This window comes from Streptomyces sp. NPDC051452, assembly GCF_044454765.1.
GTDB lineage: Bacteria > Actinomycetota > Actinomycetes > Streptomycetales > Streptomycetaceae > Streptomyces.
The window spans coordinates 81,859-103,917 of record NZ_JBITEB010000002.1 but is presented as its reverse complement, the minus strand read 5'-3'; the positions used below and the strand labels follow the sequence as shown (position 1 = coordinate 103,917).

12 protein-coding genes are annotated in these 22,059 nt (G+C 70.0%); 11 read left to right on the top strand and 1 reads right to left on the bottom strand.

Translation table 11 applies throughout. The features are described from left to right. Window positions 1–31: 31 nt before the first annotated feature. From mfd to ACIBA9_RS05685, 7 genes are all read left to right on the top strand, one after another. On the top strand, window positions 32–3,565 hold the full coding sequence (gene mfd / locus ACIBA9_RS05715; RefSeq protein WP_399360076.1) for a transcription-repair coupling factor: 3,534 nt from the start codon (window positions 32–34) through the stop codon (window positions 3,563–3,565). 326 nt (window positions 3,566–3,891) lie between these two features. Beyond that, window positions 3,892–4,644 (top strand): HNH endonuclease family protein, encoded by a 753-nt coding sequence (locus tag ACIBA9_RS05710; protein ID WP_399361214.1) that lies wholly within the window; start codon window positions 3,892–3,894, stop codon window positions 4,642–4,644. A gap of 247 nt (window positions 4,645–4,891) precedes the next feature. Beyond that, window positions 4,892–15,940 carry a LamG-like jellyroll fold domain-containing protein gene (locus ACIBA9_RS05705; RefSeq protein WP_399360075.1) on the top strand — a complete coding sequence of 3,683 codons (11,049 nt, stop codon included), beginning with the start codon at window positions 4,892–4,894 and terminating at the stop codon, window positions 15,938–15,940. A 161-nt stretch (window positions 15,941–16,101) separates the two neighbouring features. After that, window positions 16,102–16,416 (top strand): hypothetical protein, encoded by a 315-nt coding sequence (locus ACIBA9_RS05700; protein WP_399360074.1) that lies wholly within the window; start codon window positions 16,102–16,104, stop codon window positions 16,414–16,416. 102 nt (window positions 16,417–16,518) lie between these two features. Next, window positions 16,519–16,683: a hypothetical protein gene (locus ACIBA9_RS05695; protein WP_399360073.1), complete on the top strand. Its 165-nt coding sequence runs from the start codon at window positions 16,519–16,521 to the stop codon at window positions 16,681–16,683. A gap of 190 nt (window positions 16,684–16,873) precedes the next feature. Further along, on the top strand, window positions 16,874–17,413 hold the full coding sequence (locus tag ACIBA9_RS05690) for a hypothetical protein (RefSeq protein ID WP_399360072.1): 540 nt from the start codon (window positions 16,874–16,876) through the stop codon (window positions 17,411–17,413). 108 nt (window positions 17,414–17,521) lie between these two features. Beyond that, window positions 17,522–18,253 carry an SMI1/KNR4 family protein gene (locus ACIBA9_RS05685; protein ID WP_399360071.1) on the top strand — a complete coding sequence of 244 codons (732 nt, stop codon included), beginning with the start codon at window positions 17,522–17,524 and terminating at the stop codon, window positions 18,251–18,253. A 118-nt stretch (window positions 18,254–18,371) separates the two neighbouring features. Here ACIBA9_RS05685 and ACIBA9_RS05680 read toward each other — a convergent pair whose 3' ends face one another. Next, on the bottom strand, window positions 18,372–18,740 hold the full coding sequence (locus ACIBA9_RS05680) for a hypothetical protein (RefSeq protein ID WP_399360070.1): 369 nt from the start codon (window positions 18,738–18,740) through the stop codon (window positions 18,372–18,374). Between the two features lie 504 nt (window positions 18,741–19,244). Between ACIBA9_RS05680 and ACIBA9_RS05675 the strand changes: the two genes are divergently transcribed. The 4 genes from ACIBA9_RS05675 (at window position 19,245) to ACIBA9_RS05660 (ending at window position 21,946) form a co-directional block, all read left to right on the top strand. After that, a complete protein-coding gene (locus ACIBA9_RS05675; protein WP_399360069.1) occupies window positions 19,245–20,075 on the top strand; it encodes a glycoside hydrolase domain-containing protein in 831 nt (276 codons plus the stop codon). 43 nt (window positions 20,076–20,118) lie between these two features. Next, the gene (locus ACIBA9_RS05670; RefSeq protein ID WP_399360068.1) at window positions 20,119–20,490 is read left to right on the top strand and encodes a hypothetical protein; all 372 of its coding nucleotides are present in this window, start codon (window positions 20,119–20,121) and stop codon (window positions 20,488–20,490) included. Between the two features lie 23 nt (window positions 20,491–20,513). Then, the gene (locus tag ACIBA9_RS05665; RefSeq protein ID WP_399360067.1) at window positions 20,514–21,137 is read left to right on the top strand and encodes a hypothetical protein; all 624 of its coding nucleotides are present in this window, start codon (window positions 20,514–20,516) and stop codon (window positions 21,135–21,137) included. A gap of 158 nt (window positions 21,138–21,295) precedes the next feature. Continuing rightward, window positions 21,296–21,946, top strand: coding sequence for a SurA N-terminal domain-containing protein (locus ACIBA9_RS05660; RefSeq protein ID WP_399360066.1), 651 nt, complete (start codon window positions 21,296–21,298; stop codon window positions 21,944–21,946). Window positions 21,947–22,059: the final 113 nt, after the last annotated feature.

The window sequence follows — 22,059 nt, the reverse complement described above, 5'->3', positions numbered from 1 at the left end:
GTTGCCCACCCCTGGACGGAAAAAAAGCCCCATGAGCCTGCACGGTCTGCTCGACGCCGTCGTCAAGGACCCCGCCCTCGCGGAAGCGATACTGGCGGCCGCGGACGGCAACCGCTCGCATGTCGATCTCGTCGGCCCGCCCGCGGCCCGGCCCTTCGCCATCGCCGCCCTGGCCCGCGAGGCCGGCCGCCCGGTGCTGGCGGTGACCGCGACGGGCCGTGAGGCCGAGGACCTGGCGGCCGCGCTGCGCTCGCTGCTGCCGCCGGACGGCGTCGTGGAGTACCCCTCCTGGGAGACCCTCCCGCACGAGCGGCTCAGCCCCCGAAGCGACACCGTCGGCCGCCGCCTCGCCGTCCTGCGGCGCCTCGCCCACCCCCGCCCCGACGACCCCGAGACCGGCCCCGTCTCCGTCGTCGTCGCCCCCGTGCGCTCCGTGCTCCAGCCTCAGGTCAAGGGCCTGGGCGACCTGGAGCCGGTGGCGCTGAGAGCCGGCGAGACCGCCGACCTGAACGAGGTCGTGGAGGCCCTCGCGGCCGCCGCCTACGCGCGCGTGGAGCTCGTCGAGAAGCGCGGCGAGTTCGCCGTGCGCGGCGGCATCCTGGACGTGTTCCCGCCCACCGAGGAACACCCCCTGCGCATCGAGTTCTGGGGCGACGACGTCGAGGAGATCCGCTACTTCAAGGTCGCCGACCAGCGCTCCCTCGAAGTCGCCGAACACGGGCTGTGGGCGCCCCCGTGCCGCGAGCTGCTGCTCACCGACGACGTCCGCGCCCGCGCGCGTGCCCTCGCCGAGGACCACCCCGAGCTGGGCGAACTGCTCGGCAAGATCGCCGAGGGTATCGCCGTGGAGGGCATGGAGTCCCTCGCCCCGGTCCTGGTCGACGACATGGAGCTGCTGCTCGACGTGCTGCCCAAGGGCGCCATGGCCGTCGTCTGCGACCCCGAGCGGGTCCGCACCCGCGCCGCCGACCTGGTGGCCACCTCCCAGGAGTTCCTGCAGGCGTCCTGGGCGGCCACCGCCGGCGGCGGCGAAGCCCCGATCGACGTCGGCGCGGCCTCCCTGTGGTCCATCGCCGACGTCCGCGACCACGCGCGCGAGCTGGACATGATGTGGTGGACGGTGTCCCCGTTCGCCGCCGACGAAGAGCTCGACGCGGACACCCTCAAGCTCGGCATGCACGCCCCCGAGACCTACCGCGGCGACACCGCGCGCGCCCTCGCCGACACCAAGGGCTGGCTGGCCGACAGCTGGCGCGCGGTGTTCGTCACCGAGGGCCACGGCCCGGCCTCCCGCACGGTGGAGGTGCTCGGCGGCGAGGGCATCGCGGCCCGGCTGGACGCCGACCTCGGTGAGCTGAGCCCCGCCGTGGTGCACGTCTCCTGCGGATCGATCGAGTTCGGCTTCGTGGACCCGGCGCTCAAGCTCGTCGTGCTCACCGAGACCGATCTGTCGGGGCAGCGCACCGCCGGCCGCGACGGCGCCCGTATGCCGGCCCGCCGCCGCAAGACCATCGACCCGCTCACCCTGGAGCCGGGCGACTACATCGTCCACGAACAGCACGGCGTCGGCCGCTACATCGAGATGGTGCAGCGCACCGTCCAGGGCGCCACGCGCGAGTACCTCGTGGTGGAGTACGCGCCCGCCAAGCGCGGCCAGCCCGGCGACCGCCTCTACATCCCGACCGACCAGCTGGAGCAGATCACCAAGTACGTCGGCGGCGAGGCGCCCACCCTGCACCGGCTCGGCGGCGCGGACTGGACGAAGACCAAGGCCCGCGCGAAGAAGGCCGTCAAGGAGATCGCCGCCGACCTGATCAAGCTGTACAGCGCCCGCATGGCCGCCCCCGGCCACGCGTTCGGCACCGACACGCCCTGGCAGCGCGAGCTGGAGGACGCCTTCCCCTACGCGGAGACCCCCGACCAGCTCACCACCATCGCGGAGGTCAAGGAGGACATGGAGAAGACGGTCCCCATGGACCGCCTGGTCTGCGGCGACGTCGGCTACGGCAAGACCGAGATCGCCGTACGGGCCGCCTTCAAGGCCGTACAGGACGGCAAGCAGGTCGCCGTCCTCGTGCCGACGACCCTGCTGGTGCAACAGCACTTCGGCACGTTCTCCGAGCGCTACGGCCAGTTCCCGGTGAACGTGAAGGCGCTCTCCCGCTTCCAGACCGACACCGAGGCCAAGGCCGTCCTGGAGGGACTGAGGGAGGGCGCGGTGGACGTCGTCATCGGCACCCACCGCCTGTTCTCCTCGGAGACCAAGTTCAAGGACCTGGGCCTGGTCATCGTCGACGAGGAGCAGCGCTTCGGCGTCGAGCACAAGGAACAGCTGAAGAAGCTGCGCGCCAACGTGGACGTGCTGACCATGTCCGCGACCCCGATCCCGCGCACCCTGGAGATGGCGGTCACCGGCATCCGCGAGATGTCCACCATCACCACGCCCCCCGAGGAGCGGCACCCGGTGCTGACCTTCGTCGGCCCGTACGAGGAGCGGCAGATCGGCGCCGCCATCCGTCGCGAGCTGCTGCGCGAGGGCCAGGTCTTCTACATCCACAACCGGGTCGAGTCCATCGACCGCGCGGCCGCCCGGCTGCGCGAGATCGTCCCCGAGGCGCGCATCGCCACCGCCCACGGCCAGATGTCGGAGTCGGCCCTCGAACAAGTCGTCGTCGACTTCTGGGAGAAGCGGTTCGACGTCCTGGTGTCGACGACGATCGTCGAGTCCGGTATCGACATCTCCAACGCCAACACACTGATCGTGGAGCGCGGCGACACCTTCGGCCTGTCCCAGTTGCACCAGCTGCGCGGCCGGGTGGGGCGGGGCCGGGAGCGGGGCTACGCCTACTTCCTCTACCCCCCGGAGAAGCCGCTCACCGAGACCGCGCACGAGCGGCTGGCGACCATCGCCCAGCACACGGAGATGGGCGCGGGCATGTACGTGGCGATGAAGGACCTGGAGATCCGCGGCGCCGGAAACCTGCTCGGCGGCGAGCAGTCCGGCCATATCGCGGGCGTCGGCTTCGACCTGTACGTCCGCATGGTCGGCGAGGCCGTCGCCGACTACCGGCGGCAGCTGGAGACGGGCGGGATCGAGGAGGAGGCACCGCTCGAGGTCAAGATCGAGCTGCCGGTCGACGCGCACGTCCCGCACGACTACGCGCCCGGCGAGCGGCTGCGCCTGCAGGCCTACCGGGCCATCGCCTCCGCCAACTCCGAGGAGGACGTCAAGGCCGTCCGCGAGGAACTGACCGACCGCTACGGCAAGCTGCCCGAACCGGTGGAGAACCTGCTGCTGGTGGCCGGGCTCCGGATGCTCGCGCGGGCGTGCGGTGTGGGCGAGGTCGTGCTGCAGGGCACCAACATCCGCTTCGCGCCGGTGGAGTTGCGCGAGTCGCAGGAGCTGCGGCTCAAGCGGCTGTATCCGGGCACGGTCATCAAGCCGACCGCGCACCAGGTGCTCGTCCCGCGCCCGAAGACCGCGAAGGTCGGCGGCAAGCCGCTGGTCGGCCGGGAACTGCTGGGCTGGGTCGGCGAGTTCCTGGCATCGGTCCTGGGGTCGTAGCCCTCGGCCCCCGGGGCCTGGTCCCCGGCTTCGGGGCCGTGGCTTCCGGCTCCGAGTCGTAGGTGGCGGACGCGTGGTCGGTGTGAGCCGGCGCACACGTCCGCCGCCCATGCTCCCCGGTCCTCGATCCCGGTGCGTCAAGTGAGCCCGACGGGGCACCTCTTAACCCTGTATCACTCCTTCGGGGCCCGTCTGCCGTCGACGCGGTGGCGGATACCGTGGGGGCCGGGAGGATCCGCCCGTATCCGGGGGCGGACCAGGGCGAACAAGGGGGGCGCATCGTGACGCGTCTGAGGGATACGGGGCGCGGCGGAGGCAGGCGCGTTCTGGTGGCGTCCGCCGTGCTGCTGACGTCGGGGCTCGCGCTCGGCGGCTGCAAGGACGTGGCCACACCCGCCGCGGGTGGCTCGGCCGGCCCGGCCGGGCCACCCGCGGGCGACGGCCGGGCCGTGAGCCCGCTGGACAACCCGGACGGGACGAAGCCGGGGCTGGCGGCGATCACCTCGGCCGGGGACCGCTCCAGGGCCCGCGCCCTGATCAAGAAGGTGGCCACGAAGGGGCGCGGCCCCAAGACGGGTTACGCCCGCGCCGAGTTCGGCTATGCCTGGATGGACTCCGCCCCGGGTGACGTACCCTTCGCCCACAACGGCTGCGACTCGCGGAACGACCTGCTGAAACGTGACGGCGAGGATGTTCGCTTCCGCAGCGGGTCCAACTGTGTCGTCGTCTCGATGACCCTGCACGATCCGTACACCGCCAAGACGATCGCCTGGACGAAGTCACACGCCACCACGGTGCAGATCGACCATGTGATGCCGCTGTCCTACGACTGGCAGATGGGCGCCGCCCACTGGCCGAAGGGCAAGCGGGAGGACATCGCCAACGACCCGCTCAACCTCATCCCCGTGGACGGCCCGACCAACGGCGCCAAGAGCGACTCAGGCCCGGCGAGTTGGCTTCCGCCGAACCAGCGGATCCGGTGCTCCTACTCGGTCCGCGTCGCCCAGGTCTCCCTGAAGTACGACCTGCCGGTCACGTCGTCCGACAAGGAGGCGATGCTGAGGCAGTGCGCCGGCTGAGGTGCGCCGGCAGCGTTAGCAGGGCCTCCATGTGAGTAACCATCAGGTGAAGAAACGATACGGAGACCATGACGGCCCGGTAAAGGCGTTTACAAGTTGCAAACGGACGGTGGCTAGCAAACCGGTCAGGTTCAGCAAGAGGCGGTCAAGGTAAGCACAAGATCACCTCTTGAACCTGTCTACAAGATGTTCACAGCAGGCAAGATCAGCGCGTTTTGTATCGTTCCTGATCGCTGGAGTCGAAGCCGTGCCTCTGTGGCCGCTCAGCCGCCGCCCGCGCCCCGCGCGGACAGCGCGCCCCCTACGCCGTGCCCGCCGTGCGCGGCGCTCGGTCGCCATCCTGGTGCTCACCGCACTGGCACTGGCGCTGACGACGGATCAGGCCCTCGCCGAGGGTCTGGAACTGGGTCGCGTCGAGCTGCCGAGCATGAGCCTGTCCTCGATCGCGTCCTGGTTCACGGACCCGCACTGGGGCAAGCTGCCGCACCAGTCGTCCGGCACGGCCGCCGGCAAGCGGCACCACGTCTCCGCCGACGCCACCGCCGCGCACCGCGGCGCGGGGCACGCCCCCGGCAAGGGCCGCGGCGAGCTGTCCGCCTACCACCCGCACAAGCCGGCCGTGAAGAGCGGCCGCAGCGGGCACGGTGGCGTCTTCAACGCCAGGACCAGCAAGCGGGACGCCGCCAAGTCCACGCGGACGGCGACGGTCTACCGCAACGCCGACGGGTCCACCACCCGCCAGATGTCCCCCACGCCCGTCAACTACCAGGCGGACAAGGGCCGCTGGGCGCCGATCGACGTCGACGTCCGCGCCGGACCGGACGGCCGCTGGCACGAGAAGGCCAACTCGGTCGCCGTGGACTTCGCCGCCAAGGCCACCGACCCGGCCCTCGCCTCCCTCGCGACCGACTCCGGGCACCGCGTCGCCTACGCGCTCAAGGACGCCGCCCCCGTCAAGGGCTCCGCGCACGGCTCCACCGTCACCTACGGCGACGTCCTGGACGCCACCGACCTGTCGGTGTCCCCCACCGCCACCGGTGTGAAGGAGTCGGTCGTCCTGCGCTCCGCGGACGCCGGCAACTCCTGGACCTTCCCGCTCACCCTCAAGGGCCTCACCCCCGTCCAGCACGGCAGGAACGGCTGGACCGACCTGCGTGACGCCACCGGCAAGACCCGGGAGCGCATACCCCCGGCGTACGCGTACGACGCGAAGGTGAACCGCCGCTCCGGCGACCCCACCACCACCCACGACGTCACCACCGAGCTGGTCCACTCCAAGGACGGCTACGCCCTGAAGGTGACCCTGGACAGCCGCTGGCTGCACGACCCGCGCCGCGTCTTCCCGGTCACCGTCGACCCCACCGTCAGCGACGGCTGGACCACCACCTACGCCGAGTCCGGCGCGGCCGGTGACCACTCCTACGAGCAGACCCTCAAGATCGGCTCCTACGACTCCGGCACCCACTCGGCGATCGGCTTCGTCAACCACTGGGACACCGCCTGGGACGGCAGCGGCGCCACCGTCACCTCCGCCTCCCTGAAGCTCTTCGACACCTGGGCCTCCACCTGCACCGCCGAGCGGTTCGACGTCGCCCTGGTCACCGGCGCCTGGACCCCCGAGTCCGTCACCGCCTACCCGGGCCCCGCCAAGGGCTCCTCCATCGGCAACGCCACGCCCAGCGTGCCCAACGCGTGCGCCAACACCGCCGCCGACCGCACCGTGGGCGACTCCGTGAGCGTCCCGCTGTCCACCTCCGCCATCCAGGGCTGGTTCAGCGGTACCAGCAAGGACTACGGCCTGGCGGTGTACGCCGCGACCACCGACACCCTGCACTGGAAGCAGTTCGGCTCCTTCAACGACCCGGGCAAGGGCCCGGTGCTGTCGGTCACCTACACCGGCAACACCGCGCCGCAGCTGTACGAGCAGTTCCCGCAGGACAACGCCGTCGTGGGCACCACCCAGCCCGAGCTGACCGCGTGGGCCGGCGGCGCCAACTCCAGCGGCGGCGAGAACAACCAGTACAAGTTCCAGGTCTTCGACGCCACCGGCGCCACCAAGCTCGCCGACTCCGGCCTGATCGCCACCGGCGACTGGACCGTGCCCGCCGGCACCCTCGCCTGGGGCAAGTCCTACACCTGGGCCGTCCAGGCGTACGACGCCACCACCAAGCTGTACTCCCCGGCCGACCTGTACGCGCTGTCCGTGCAGGTCCCCCAGCCCGTGATCACCTCCGGGCTGTCGCAGAACAGCAGCGACCACGGCTTCGACGGCTCCATCGGCAACTACACGACCTCCGACACCGACGCCTCGATCTCCACCGTCGGTCCGTCCCTGGACGTCGAGCGCGACTACAACTCCCGTGACCCGCGCTGGACCGGCGCGTTCGGCGCCGGCTGGTCCAGCATCTTCGACTCCCGGGCCACCGAGCAGTACACCGCCTCCGGCGCGGTCTCCAGCGTCGTCGTCTCCTACCCGGACGGCTCGCAGGTCGGCTACGGCAAGAACGGCGACGGCACCTTCACGCCCGGCAACGGACGGTTCGCCACCTTCAAGTCGGTCACCGGCGGCTACACGCTGACCGACAAGGACGACACCCTCTACACCTTCACCCAGTCCCTGGGCTCCGGCGGCTACGGCCTGACCTCCGTGACCGACGCCAACGGCCGGTCTGTCAACCTCACCTGGACCGGCGGCCACATCACCAAGATGGCCTCCGCCGTCTCCGGCCGCTCCCTGTCCCTGACCTGGCAGACCCCCTCCGGCGCCCAGGCCGCGCACGTGTCGAGCGTGGTCACCGACCCGGTCACCCCGGGTGACACGACCACCGCCCAGACCTGGACGTACGGCTACACCGGGGACCAGCTCACCCAGGTGTGCTCGCCGCTGTCGTCCACCAAGTGCACCACCTACGGCTACGACTCCGGCTCCGGCTACCGCAACGCCGCCCTGGACCTGGACCCGCACACCTTCTGGCCGCTGTCGGAGACCTCCGGCACCAGCGCCAAGGACGCCGTCCTCGACAACGAGGGCACCACCGACGCCACCTACGAGAACGTCACCCTCGGCCAGAGCACCGGCCCGCTGACCGGCTCCACCGCCAAGGCCGCCACGTTCAACGGCACCAGCTCCGACGTCTCGCTGCCCAAGAACCTCGGCAACGACACCGACTCCGGCGCGATATCCCTGTGGTTCAAGACCTCACAGGGGCCCGGCGTCCTCTACTCCTACGCCTCCCAGCCCATCGGCTCCGGGCAGGCCGCCGGCTTCTACACCCCGTCGGTGTACGTCGGCACCGACGGCAAGCTGAACGCCGAGTTCTGGTACAGCGGCGGCATCAACCCGATCGTGTCCACCGCGTCCGTCGCCGACGGCAAGTGGCACCACGTGGTGCTGTCCGCCGCCGGCAACTCCCAGACGCTGTACCTGGACAACGCCAAGGTCGGCTCGCGCAGCGGCACCGTCTCCATCAAGAGCGCGGTCGCCTTCGGCAAGAACCAGTCGTTCAACTACCTCGGCACCGGCTTCCTCGGCGGCAACTGGCCCGACAACCCGCACCACTCGACCACCGAGCCGGACGGCTACGCCACCTACTTCAACGGCTCCATCGCCGACGTCGCCTGGTACGGCCGCCCGCTCGTCACCGCCGACGTGAACGCCCTCTACACCTACGGCACACACGGCACCAGCCTGCTCGACACCGTCACCCGGCCGTCCGGCAAGACCTTCGCGGCCATGTCGTACGACCCGGACTCCACCACGCTGAACCAGCTCACCGACGAGAACGGCGGCGTGTGGAAGCTCGGCACCCCCACCGTCACCGGCTCCAGCGACACCTACCGGGGCGCGGTGCTGGGCGGGGCGCCCCGCCAGTACTTCCGCCTCGGTGAGGCCGCCGGCGCGTCCGCCGCGGTGGACGAGGTGCGCGGCGGCGACGGCACCTACAACGCGGTCACCCTCGGCGGCTCCGGCCCGTTCAGCGACCACAAGGCGGCCGCCTTCGACGGCACCGCGTCCGCGGTGACCCTGCCGAGCGGTTCGGTGCCCGGCTCGGGCGCCGAGTCGGCCGGCCTGTGGTTCAAGACCTCCACGGCGAACGGCGTCCTGCTCGCCGCGTCCAAGGACCCGCTGACCAGCGGCGGCACCACGGCGACCGCGTACACGCCGATCCTGTACGTCGGCAGCAGCGGCAAACTGAACGGAGAGTTCTACTTCTCCGGCGGCTCCACCAAGCCGCTCGCCTCCACCGCCACCGTCACCGACGGCAAGTGGCACCACGCGGTGATCTCCACCTCCGCGAGCAGCCAGTCGCTGTACCTCGACGGAGCCCTCGTGGGCAGCCAGAGCGGCGCCGCGGCCATGTCCGGCCAGCCGAACACCTACGTCGGCGCCGGCTACCTCGGCGGCAACTGGCCGGACGAGGCGCACCACAACACCTCGGACAACACCGGCTACGCCACCTACTTCAAGGGCTCCATCGCCGAGGTCGCCCTCTACCGCTCGGAGCTTTCCGCGGAGGACGTCGCCGAGCAGTTCCAGGCGGCGAAGAACTCCACCGGCCTGCTGCCGGTCAAGACCGTCAAGGTCACCTCGCCGACCAACTCCACGCTGACGTACACCTACGACGTCACCAACGGCAACCGCGCGCTGACCGAGACCGACGGCCTGGGCGACAAGACGAGCTTCGGCTACGACACCTCCGGCTTCGAGCACACGGTCACCGACCCCAACGGGGCGATGACCGTCACCGGCCACGACGTCCGCGGCAACGTGGTCTCCTCCACGTCCTGCCAGGACCAGGCCGCGAACAAGTGCAACACCGAGTACTACACGTACTACCCGGACGACACCACGGCGCAGCTGACCACCACCGACCCGCGCAACGACCAGCTGGTCACCGAGCGCGACGGCCGGTCCTCGTCCGCCACGGACACCACCTACCTGACGTCCTACACCTACGACGCGGACGGCAACCAGACCGCCATCACCGGCCCCGCGGTGCCCGGCTTCCCCGGCGGCCGCACCACCACGACCGTCTACAGCGACGGCACCAGCGCCTACCCCTCCGCCGACGGCGGTGTGGTGCCCAAGGGCCTGCCGGTGAAGACGGTCAGCCCGGGCGGCGCCGTCAACCAGGTGTCGTACTTCAAGAACGGCGACGTGGCCTCCACCACCGACGCCGTCGGCCTGGTCACCCGCTACACCTACGACGGCCTCGGCCAGGTCACCACCCAGAAGGTCGTCTCCGACACCTACCCCGACGGCCTGGTGACGTCGTACAAGTACGACGCGGCCGGCCAGGTGATCGAGGAGCACGACCCGCAGCTCACCGACCGCGTCACCGGCGCCACGCACGCCGCCGTCACCAGCACGGTCTTCGACGAGGACGGCAACACCACCTCGCAGACCGTCTCCGACGCGAGCGGCGGCGACCGTTCCCGCGCGCAGACGTGGACCTACGACGGCTACGACCACGTACTGACCGAGTCCGACGCCAACGTCTCCGCCAACGCCTCCTACGGCAACACCACCACGTACTCCTACGACACCTCCGGCAACAAGACCAAGGAGGTCACCAGCGCCGGGAACGAGACGCGGTACACCTACGACGACAACGGCAACCTGCTCACGCAGGGCGTGATGTACACCGGTGACCCGACCGCTCCCACGGCGCCGGCCCTGCTCACCGAGTCCTCCCGCGCCTACGACCCGGCCGGACGGCTCGCGTCGATCACCGACGCGATGGGCGACACCACCACGTACACCTACACCGACGACGGTCTGACCTCGACGGTGAAGCGGACCAGCCCCGACGGCAAGAGCACCTACGTGCTGGAGTCGGACGCCTATGACGCGGCCGGCAACATGCTGCAGTCCACGACGGACAACGGCGAGACGGTCACCAAGTACACCGTGGACGCCGCCTCGCGGACCACGTCCACCGAGCTGGACCCGACCGGCGTGGACCGGGTGACCACCCTGTCGTACACCCCGGACGACGAGGTCGCCACCGAGAACGACCACGACGCCTCCGGCTACGACCGCACCACCACCAGCACCTACGACGACATGGGCAACCTGCTCAGCGAGACGCTGTACGGGGACGCCTCAGGTCACCCCGCGGGCTGGTGGAAGCTCGACCAGTCCTCCGGCACCCATGTCACCGACGCCTCCGGCACCGGGAACTCCGCCACCGCCTCCGGCGTCACCTGGAGCGACGACGCCGCGAACCTCGCGGGCACGTCCTCGACCCAGGGCATCAGCACCAACGGCCCGGTCCTGGACACCTCCACGTCGTACTCCGTGTCGGCGTGGGTGAAGATGAGCTCGCTGCCGACCCACAACGCGGCGGTCGTCGCGCAGACCGGCACCACCAACAGCGCGTTCATGCTCCAGTACAACTACGCGCACACCGGCGCGCCGATGTGGAGCATGCTGGACACCAGCAAGGACGCCGCGAGCCCCACCTTCCCGGCCGCCTACTCCACGGCCGTGCCGACCACCGGAGCCTGGGCGCACCTGGTGGGTGTGTACGACTCCGCCTCCGGCGCGATCAAGCTGTACGTCAACGGCGCGCTGTCCGGCTCGGGCACCAACACCACCCCGTGGAACGCCACCGGCCCGCTCACCATCGGGCAGGACAAGTACGCCGGCGCCAGCAGCGACCTGCTGCCCGGCGCGGTCTCGGGCGTCCAGGTGTACCAGCGGGCGCTGTCGGCCTCCGAGGTGTCCTCGCTGTACGGCAAGGGCCGCGGCGGCGGCACGGTCGGTTCCTCCGACGCGCAGACCACCAAGTACGCCTACGACAAGCGGGGCCTGCCGACGTCCATGACGGACGCCGAGCAGCACACCACCGACTACTCCTACGACGAGGCGGGCAACCTCGCGGTCACCACCGCGCCCGCCGTCCAGGCGGAGCCGGACGGCACCACCGCGGCCACCGTCCGCCCGGTCACCACCAGCGGCTTCAACACCTTCGGCGAGGCCGTCGAGGAGCAGGACCCGAACGGCCTGGTGACCAGCACGGCGTACGACGCGGAGGGCAACAAGGTCTCCGAGACCCTGCCGCCCTACACCCCGGCGGGCGGCTCCTCGCCCAACGCGGGCACGACCGTCTACACCTACGACAGCGAGGGCAACCAGACCTCCGTCACCACGCCCGGCGGGAAGACCACGTCGTACCTGTACGACCAGCTGGGCAACCTCGCCCAGACCACCGCGCCGGACGGCACCAAGACGCACGCGGTCTACGACCCGAACGGCGAGCAGCTGTCGGCGACGGACCCGACCGGCGCGCAGACCCAGGCCACGTACGACTTCCTGGGCCGCCAGCTGACACAGACGACGCTGGAGCGCTACCCGTCCACGCGGACGCTGACGTCCACCACCTCCTACGCGGTCACCCCGGGCAACCCCTACGGCGCCCACGCCGCCTCCAGCACCTCCCCGGGCGGTGTGACGACGACGTACGCCTACAACCGGGCCGGTGAGACCACCGCCGTCACCGACGGCGCGGGCAACACCACCCGCTTCGAGTACGACTTCGCGGGCAACTCCGCGAAGACGACGCTGGCGGACGGCAGTTACACCACGTCCGAGTACAACGCCGACGGCGACCCGACCGCCACCCGGTCCTACGACCCGAGCGGCACCAAGCTCTGGGAGACCTCCCAGGCCTACGACGGCGTCGGCAACATGACCGCCGCCACGGACGCCAACGGCCACACCAGCCACTTCACCTACGACGCGGCCGGCACCATCACCCAGGAGATCCAGCCGGTCGACGCCGCAACGTCGATCACCACGACCTTCGGTTACGACGCGGCCGGCAACCGGACCCGCTTCACCGACGGCCGCGGCAACTCCTGGCGCTACGGGTACACGCCGTGGGGCCAGCAGGAGAAGGTGATCGAGCCGACCACCGCGAAGTACACCTCGGCGGCCGACTCGACCACCACCTACGCCTACGACGCGGACGGCCGGCTGACGAACGTGACGCTGCCGGGCGGTGTCACGACCGTGATGACGTACGACGTCAACGGCCAGCTGAAGACGATGTCCGGCACCGGCGCCGACGCGGCCACGGCCACGCGGAGCTTCGACTACGACCCGGCCGGCCGGGTGAAGTCGGCGGACACCGACGCGGCGGGCATCACCGGGGCGATCGACCACCAGGACGCCACCCACGACGCGTTCACCTACGACGACCGCAGCGACCTGCTGACGGCGTCGGGCTCGGCGGGCTCCTCGAGCTTCGCCTACAACGACGACGGCGCGATGACCTCGCGGACGGACGCTGCGGGCACGTCGACCTACGGCTACGACACGGCCGGCCGTCTGTCGACCCTGAACGACGCGGCCACGGGCGCCCAGCTGACGTACTCGTACGGATCGCTGAACGAACTGAAGACGGTCAAGTACGGCTCGACCGGCCAGACCCGCACCTTCGGCTACAACAGCGCGCACGAGCTGACCAGCGACGTCCTGGCACAGGGCGGCACGACCCTGGCGAGCTTCAACTACGACTACGACAAGAACGGCAACCTCACCTACAAGAAGACGGCGGGTGTCTCGGGCGCCTCGACCAACACCTACGGCTACGACTGGGCCAACCGCCTCACGTCCTGGGACAACGGCACGAAGGCGACGTCGTACGAGTACGACGCCTCGGGCAACCGGATCCGCAACGGCTCGGACGTCTACACCTACGACGCCCGCGACGAGCTGACGTCCGACGGTGTGCACACCTACGACTACTCGGCGCGCGGCAGCATGACGCAGGAGTCGTCGACGACCGGCGGCACGGTGGCGTACAAGACGGACGCCTTCGGCGGCCAGATCGTCGCCGGCACCCAGGCGTACACGCTCGACGCCACCGGCCGCAACATCACCGACCGCGACACCTCGACGCCCGGCTCGACGCGGACGTTCGCCTACTCCGGCGCGGACAACACGATCGCCTCGGACGGCGACAACACCTACACCTACGATCCGGCGGGCGGCGTCGTCGGCATCAAGCCGTCGGGCGGCACCGGGGTGCTGGCCCTGACCGACCAGCACAGCGACGTGGTGGGCACCTTCGCCGCGGGGGCGACCTCGCTGGCGGGCTCCGCGTCCTACGACCCGCTGGGCAAGGTGGTCTCACCGACCAACACGATCCAGGGCCGGCTCGGCTTCCAGTCCGGCTGGACGGAGCCCGGCACGGGCGACGTGGGAACGGCGTCACGCTGGTACGACCCCGGCACCGGGCAGTTCCTGAACAAGGACAGCATCTCGCTGGACGCGGTCCCCAACTCGGTGGCGGCGAACCCCTTCGCCTACGTCGACGACAACCCGATGGCGGGCACCGACGAGTCGGGCAACTGCTCCTGGTACGACGTGGTCTGCGGCGCGAAGAAGGTCGTGCACCACGCCAAGAAGGCCATCAAGCGGGCGGTCCACAAGATCTACCACGCGGTCAAGCACGCGGCCCGCAAGATCGTCCACGCGGTCAAGCACGCGGCTCACCGGATCGTGCACCGGGTGCGGGACGTCTACCACGCCACCGTGCGGGTCGTCCGGCGCGTCTACCACTACGCGGTCAGGAAGGTCAGACACGCGTATCACCGGGTGGTCCACGCGGTCCACTCCGCTTACCACAAGATCTCGCGCGCCGTGCACCGTGTGGTGCACGCGGTGAAGAAGGCCGCCAAGAAGGTCGCCCACGCGGTGAAGAAGGCCGCTCACGCGGTGGCGCACGCGGCGAGGACCGCCTACCACGCCACGGTCAAGGCGGCGAAGGCGACCGCGAAGTTCGTCAAGCACCACGCCGCCGCGATCACCTCGTTCGTGGTCTCCACGGCCGTGTTCGCGGGCTGTGAGGCCGTCACGGCCGGCGTCGGCTCCATCGGCTGCGCGGCGGCCGCGGGCGCGGCGGGCTCCCTGGTCGAGCAGGGCTTCGCGTGCGCGGAGAACGGCGGCGACGACTGCAGCGCGGGCGCGTTCGCGGGCTCGGCGGTCGAGGGCGCGGTCGCCGGCGCGGCCGGCGGCCTCCTGGGCAAGGTCGGCGGCTCCCTCCTGGCCAAGGCGGCCCCGAAGGCGATGAAGGTCGTCGGCGGCCTGTTCGGCAAGGCAGCCACGGAGGCAGGCGAGTCCGGGGCGGCGGACGCCACGGAGGAAGCGGCGTCGGTGGCGGAGTCGCAGGGGGCCAAGACACGGACCCAGTCGCACTCGGACGAGCCCGGCGGTGCCGCCGAGGAATCCGGACCGAGTTGCCGGATCGGCGGGCCGCACAGCTTCACCGGGGCGACCCCCGTCCTGATGGCCGACGGCACGACGAAGGCCATCGACCAGATCAAGGTCGGGGACACGATCGGCAACTCGGTGCCCGGCGCGACCGGCACCGAGGCCAACAAGGTCACCGACGTGATCGTGACGCGCACGGACCACGACTTCGTGGACCTGACGGTCAAGAGCACGGGCAAGAAGTCGGTGAAGGCCGCAACCAGGTCTGTAGCCAAGAAGGTGGCTCGGAAGGCGGCGTTCGGCCTGGCGGCCTCGGCGGCGGTACTGGGCGCCCTGGCGGCCGGTCACGGCCATGGTGACGCGCAGAAGCCGGTGGCGGCGGTCAGTCAGGTGTCGTCGGCGCAGGCCACGAAGGCCAGCGCGCGGGAAGCTCATCTGACGACGACCTTCCACCACCCCTTCTACGACGAGACCCAGTCGGCCTTCGTAGAAGCGAAGGACCTGAGGCATGGCGACGTCCTCCAGACGCCGACCGGCACGGCCGAGGTCACCGGCGTCCGCCTCTACCACGCGAACACCACGACGTACGACCTCACCATCGGCTCCCTCCACACGTACTACGTGGCGGCGGACGGGGTGCTGCTGCTGGTCCACAACGCGAACCTCCCGGAGGTCTGCGGCCCCGTCACCAAGAACACCCATTTCGCAAACGTGACAGTTCATGACGCAGACGGAAACATGATCGACTCGTATTCCCTGCGCAGTGGAGCTACGACTCCCGAGGAAGCAAGCATCGGCGTCGGAAGGGCACGTCAGGCGGTCCACACGGAGAACCGGGCGGCCAGAGCAGCTGGCGGTGCCCCAATGATCGGCGACCACGTCATTGTGGATGACCCCTTCTTCGCGGCTAGTCCTGTCCCTGACGGCGGATGGGTGAAAATCACTGGCACCAAGCCGCCCTGTGGAAACTGTCAGGGCCAGATGAGGGCTTCCGCCGAAGATACGGGTGCCACATTCGAGTATCATTGGCCGAATGGGAAGGGTGGGATGAATATGTGGTCGTCGGATGACTGATGGCCGACTGTTTCGGATCCCAAGAAATCGGCGATAGCTGATGGAAGCGGAGGCCCCTGCCGGAGTGCATCGACCAAAAGTCGAAGTCCCTCCGGCAGGGGCCTCTATTCGGTTTGCCGGCTCGCTCACGGGTGGCGCTCGAGGGCGGTACCATAGCAGTCATGACTGTGTCGAAGGAAAAAGGAATCTGCGGACTGTGTGGCCGACCGCTGGATGCGCAACACTCGCCTCAGGAACATGACTTCCCAACGTCGGCCGAGCCTGGAAATCGGGTCGAGTACGTCGTTGTAGAGGTGCGGGGAGCTGTGGCCCACTATCAAGCCGTCGATAACCCGTCCAAAACCAACAAGACGGGGGCAGTCGAGCTTGCAGAAGAACTGGGCATTGATTCATCAACTCTTGTGGGGCGTCACTACACCTGTTTGGTGACCCCTGCGGAGTACGGTGTTATCCGGAGTGACTTCAGGCTTGCCTAGCAGGTCTATGCAGGAGTTGCGTGTACGTTACCAAGTCCGCCGGCTTCGGATGGGCGGCCTCCATTTCGTGGACGTATCGCGAAATGGAGGTGAGCGTAGAACTTGACGCAGAAGAAGCCCATTGGCTCTACGTTCGCCACCGAAGAATTGGGTTTGATCGCGAGTGATGGAGGCGCGTTCCCCGCTGGCGATGCCGGAATGCGATACGTCGGCGACGGATTTGCGCAATCCATGCGGGCCCTGATTTCTGGAACTTGGTTCTTCTGAAGGGCGTAGCGTAACTTCCGTAGGCTGGGCGTACGAGTGTGTGAACCGGGCCGTAGGCCGCCGCCTGTCCGCCTTCGACGCCCTCGCCGTGGTCGGCTGCCCCTGGTGCAGGGACGTTTGCATCGATGACTCAAGGTGGTGCCGACGTACATCCGTACTACGTGCGGAGCAACCAGGGAGCGTGCTGGGAATGCTGGATGCCGAGCTGGAACGGCTGGGGACTCGTCTGCGGGACCTGAACAGGCCGGTGGTGTCGTGGATGGTCCCGGGGGTGGACGCCGAGCGTGTCTCGGCGGTGCTTGGGGGGCCCGTTCCGGACTCGGTGGCCCGGTGGTTCGGCTGGTGTGATGGCGTCGCCGTAGTGCCGGGGCAGACACAGGACCAGGTCAACGTGATCCCCGGATACAGCCCCGTGTCCCTGGAGGAGGGGGTGCGTCTGCGGTCCGCCTACACCGGTGACGAGGTGCTGGGCGAGCACTGGGTGCCGCTGCTGGGAAGCGCCGGCGGCGATCTCTACGCGGCCGTGTGGTCTCCCGGCAAGGAGGCCGTGGTCGCGGGAGTTCTCGTCGGTGAACCCACGGAGATCGAGTTCTCGACGGTCGAGCAGATGGTGGCCGTTTTCAACAATTGTTTCGACAGCGGCGCCTTCTCCGTGGACGGCCAGGGGATGCTGACCATGTCGCCGGATCTGTACGACCAGGCATACGACAGGGTGGTCGGAGCGCGGTGAGATGAGGCATCTCATGTCGTCGGTGGGTCGAGTCGCGAACGAGCACGAGGCTGGGCCGCTCGTGCCTCCCGCACGGTCGGGTCGTGGAGAGGCGGTAGCGTCCTCGGCATGCTGGACGGCCTTGACGTGTCGGTGGTGCTGCGAGGCGGGGTGCGGACTCGCTCGCAGGCGTGGGACTTCGTGCGCTGGTACGCCGACGCATGGACGGATTGCCCCCTGCGGTCGGAAGCCGGGTGCGTCGAGGACGAGTTGGCGGCTGCGGAGGCTGATCTGGGCTTCGAGCTGCCGGCTGCCCTGCGTGAGGGCTTTGAGCTCTTCGGCCGACGGGACGACCTGACCCGACAGCAGGACCCTCTGCTCCGGCCGACCGAGCTCTACGTCGATGACGCCTTGAACGGTGTTCTGATCTTCCGGCGCGAGAACCAGGACTGCGCGTACTGGGGGATTCCGCTGGACGAGATCGAGCGGGAGGATCCACCGGTGGTGGTGGAATCACGCGAGGGCTGGATTCCCTTCCTCGATCGGATGTCCTCGGCCTGGGTGGAACTCGTGCTGAGCGAGTCGCTCTTCGGGGCCGACAGAGCCGACAGCCTCTACGACGCCTGCGAGCTCCCGGACGCCCTGATACCGAACCTCCACGCTCGCTACGCGCGGGTGGACCTGCCCGACCATCCCATGTGGGCGAGCGAGGACGACTCGCCGGTGCGCTGGTACGCGGCTCCCGGCCGACTGATGCGCCGGGACGGCATCGAGGACCAGTCCTGGATTCACGCGCGTGGACGCACGCCCGCCGATCTCGAAACCATTCGTGCGGAGCTCCCTGGGCCGTGGGTCTGCTGACCGCGCGCTCGTCAAGGACGCGGGTCGGTGCGTCGTGCAGGTCGAACCGAAACCGCCGCGGCAAGCGGCGCCGCTGCCGTATCAGCCGGTCCTCGCGCGACCCGTGCCCCCGACGCCCCTACCGCCCGTACGGGTTGCCGTACGGGTGGCCCTGGGCCGGTGTCGGGGTGCCGTACACCGGCGGGACCCGCTGCTCGGGCGGCCGCCGGTCGAAGACGGCGAACAGCAGCAACGCCGTCGCCACCAGCAGGCACAGCAGGAAGACGCCACCGAGCACCGGATCGCTCTGGTTCGTCTTCCAGATCGCCCAAGGGAACGTCACGCACTCGTAGAGCGCGAACGCCGCGAACGCCCCCCAGTCCGAGCCCCGTCGGCGGCGTATCGCCACGTACAGGAACGGGACCCAGACCAGCAGGCCCAGCGAGCCCCAGGCCAGGACCGACCAGGCGATCCGCTGGAACCAGCCGGCCTCCAGACGCTTTTCCATCTCTACCCCCCAAGGCAGCACAGGGGGCAAAGACTAGGTCACCGGGGTGGACTAAAGGCACCTGCCGGGAGGACCGCCGGGCGGACCCCGCCTTCAGGGGCCCCGCCTTCAGGGACGCCACGATCCGCTCCGTCAGGGCACCGGACCCTGCGACGCGAGGTGGGCGCACAGTTCACGCACAGGTCGGGACGGTCAACAGCCGCTCAAGATCACCGAGTTGTGGGACTTTCGCGGTATCCGTCACCCGTGACACGGCGCTCTTTGCCATTGCTTGAGGCATTCATGTGCTGATCCAGAGGCTCCGTTTCCCGTTCACAGAAGCCTCGTCGGTTACTTTGCGATCCGCTTCAGGCGCCGGGGCGAGTGTTGGCAGGACGAGCTCACGCGCGCCGTACCAGGGGGCCAGCACTTTCCAGCGGACGTACGCCGCGCAGCCGCCGACGTACGCCGCTCCACACGCACGCGCGCCCACACGCGCGCACGCACAGAGATCTAGGGGTGGGGATGGCCGAGCACCGGCAGTCCAAGATGCGCAGGTACATCACGTGGGGAGCGGTCGGGGCCGCCGTCCTCGCGGGCGCCGGGATCGCGGCGCAGACCTCGATGGCCGCCACCACCTGGCCGGCGCAGAAGACGTTCACCGGCCGTGCCTTCGACACCTGCACCGCGCCCTCGCTCACCGCCATGAAGGCCTGGAACACCGACAAGTACTACGGCGGCGCGGCCGTCTACGTCGGCGGCAAGAACCGCGGCTGCTCCCAGCCCAACCTGACCGCCTCCTGGGTGAAGTCGGTCAGCTCCCTCGGCTGGAAGCTCATCCCGATCTACGTCGGCGCCCAGCCGTCCTGCCAGACCGGCTCCAACCCGGAGAAGCTCACCCCCTCCACCGCCGCCTCCCTCGGCACCAGCGACGCCAACGACGCGGTGGCCAAGGCCTCCGCGCTCGGCATGAAGGCCGGCAGCGCGATCTACCTCGACATGGAGCCGTACGACACGACGAACAAGTCGTGCAACGACGCCGTGCTGACGTACGTCCGCTCCTTCGGCAAGCAGCTGCGCGCCAAGACCTACCGGGCCGGCTTCTACGGCTTCACCAGCTCCAGCGCCAAGGCGATCGCCACCGCGAGCGACAAGACCGACCTGCCGGGCAACCTCTGGTACGCCCTGTGGGACGGCAAGGAGACCACCACCACCGACTGGCCCTGGGGTACGAGCCAGTTCACCAACCACAGCCGGGCCCACCAGTACAAGGTGAACAGCAAGGAGACGCGCGGCGGCGTCACCCTCACCGTCGACCGCGACACCTGGGACGCGCCGGTCGCCATCACCGGCTGACCCGCGCACCGACGACCGCGACACCACGGAAGGGACTGCGGGAGTGAGGATCGGTACCATCGTCAGGGCCGCCGGACCGCGGCCGTACCTCGTGCGGGCGGGGCTCGCGGCGCTCCCCGTCGTCAGCCTCGGTCTGCTGTGCCCCGTGCCCTCCCTGGTGATGGCGCTGCGGGGGCGCGGCGGCGCCGGCTGGTGGCCCTTCCTGGCGTTCAGCGCGGTGCTCACGGCCTGGGCCACCGATCTGGCGCTGACGCCGGAGGACACCCACGGTGCGTTGTTCGCGGCCGACCTGCTGCTGATCCTGCTGTCCACGGCGGGCGCCTCGGCGCACGCGTGGACGGCGTGGCCACGGCGGTCCCCGGCCGCCCCTGATCCGGGGGAAGACGGCAAGAACCGGCGGCCGACGCCGGCGTGAGGCAAGAGAGCGGGTAGGACGACGTGGCCAAGCAGGTCAGACAGGTGACGCAGGCGCGTCCGGCGAAGGCGGCGGGGTCGTCCAAGGGCGGCCGGCTCGCCGTGGTGGGGCGGGCCGCCGTCGCGTGGCTGCGGACGCTGAGCGGGCGCACCATCGCCCTCGCGGCGGGCGCGGTGGCCGTCGTCGGCGCGCTGGTGGTGACCGGTGTGCTGCTCTCCGGGCACGACGACCGCCCGCCGATCCCCGACACCCGCGCCCGGCACTACACCGAGACCGACGCCTGTCTGCTCACCGGCAAGAACGGCATCACCGCGGGCGCCGCCGCCGACGTCTGGCAGGGCATGCAGGACGCCTCCCGCGAGACGCACGCCCGCGTCAGCTACGCCCAGGTGACCGGCGAGCAGAGCACCGGCAACGCGCGGCCGTTCCTCAACGGGATGCTGCAGCGCTCCTGCGACGTCGTCCTCGCCGTCGGCAAGCCCGAGGTCACGGCGGCGGCCCAGACCGCGCCGCAGTACGGCAAGGTCGGGTTCGTGCTGGTCGGCGGTGGGCGCGCCGGCGCGAACGTCACCACGGTCGGGGCCGGCGACGGGCTGCGGGACGACGTGGCCGCGGCCGTCGAGCGGGCGGTGCACGACCGGGCCTGAGGGCCGGGGCCGACGGCGGCGAAGGGCCGCGCCGCGGGCAGTACCCGAAACCCCCGGGGAATCGTTGGTCGAATGGGTTGGCCGCGGCCTGGCCACTGCCTACCATCGATCACCGCAAGACTTTGTGCACCGCCGCACAAGCTCCCTTGGAGGTCTCCTTGCACCGCCGCCGTCGCACCGCGCTCGTCCTCACCGCCGCGCTCGCCGCCGCGGCACCCGTCCTGACCGCCTGCGGAAACGACGCGCATCCGGGCACGGCCGCGGTCGTCGGCGGACAGCGGATCACCGTCTCCCAGCTGGAGAGCCGGGTCAACGAGGTTCGCAAGGCCCAGCGGGCCGAGGTGTCCGACGAGACGCAGTACGAGCAGGTCGTCTCCTCCACCGGCGGTCTCACCCGCGACACCCTGCACAACATGGTCCTCGACCGGGTGCTGCACCGTGCCGCGCGGGACGCGGGGGTCTCCGTCACCCGCAAGGAGATCCAGCAGATGCGCGCGGGCCTGGAGCAGCAGGCCGGCGGGGCCAAGGGCCTGCGGACGGCCTGGCTGCAGAAGTACGGCATCGCGCCCGCGCGTCTCGACGACAACCTGCGCCTCCAGCTGGAGGCGCAGAAGCTCGCGGCCAAGCTCGGCACGGACACCGCGCAGCCTCCCTTCTGGAAGGCCCTGTCCAAGGCCTCCAAGGAGCTCCACGTCGACCTCAACCCGCGCTACGGCGCCTGGGACGTCCAGAAGAGCAGCCGGGTGGACGCCAGGACACCGTGGGTCCGAGAGGTCACGTCGGCTCCCGAGCAGCCGCTGACGGCTTAAGGGCTGCCGCCAGGGCCGGGGACCGTGCTGCCGGACGGTCATACGATCACACCATCCTCCCAGCCCTGTGGACAACGGAATCCGCCCGGCGGCGCCGTGGGTTACGTTCGGAG

Bases quoted from the DNA above. Each gene is read 5' to 3' on its own strand.
- mfd (WP_399360076.1), top strand. From the start codon at position 32: ATGAGCCTGCACGGTCTGCTCGACGCCGTCGTCAAGGACCCCGCCCTC.
- ACIBA9_RS05700 (WP_399360074.1), top strand. From the start codon at position 16,102: ATGACTGTGTCGAAGGAAAAAGGAATCTGCGGACTGTGTGGCCGACCG.
- ACIBA9_RS05690 (WP_399360072.1), top strand. From the start codon at position 16,874: ATGCTGGATGCCGAGCTGGAACGGCTGGGGACTCGTCTGCGGGACCTG.
- ACIBA9_RS05685 (WP_399360071.1), top strand. From the start codon at position 17,522: ATGCTGGACGGCCTTGACGTGTCGGTGGTGCTGCGAGGCGGGGTGCGG.
- ACIBA9_RS05680 (WP_399360070.1), bottom strand. From the start codon at position 18,740: ATGGAAAAGCGTCTGGAGGCCGGCTGGTTCCAGCGGATCGCCTGGTCG.
- ACIBA9_RS05675 (WP_399360069.1), top strand. From the start codon at position 19,245: ATGGCCGAGCACCGGCAGTCCAAGATGCGCAGGTACATCACGTGGGGA.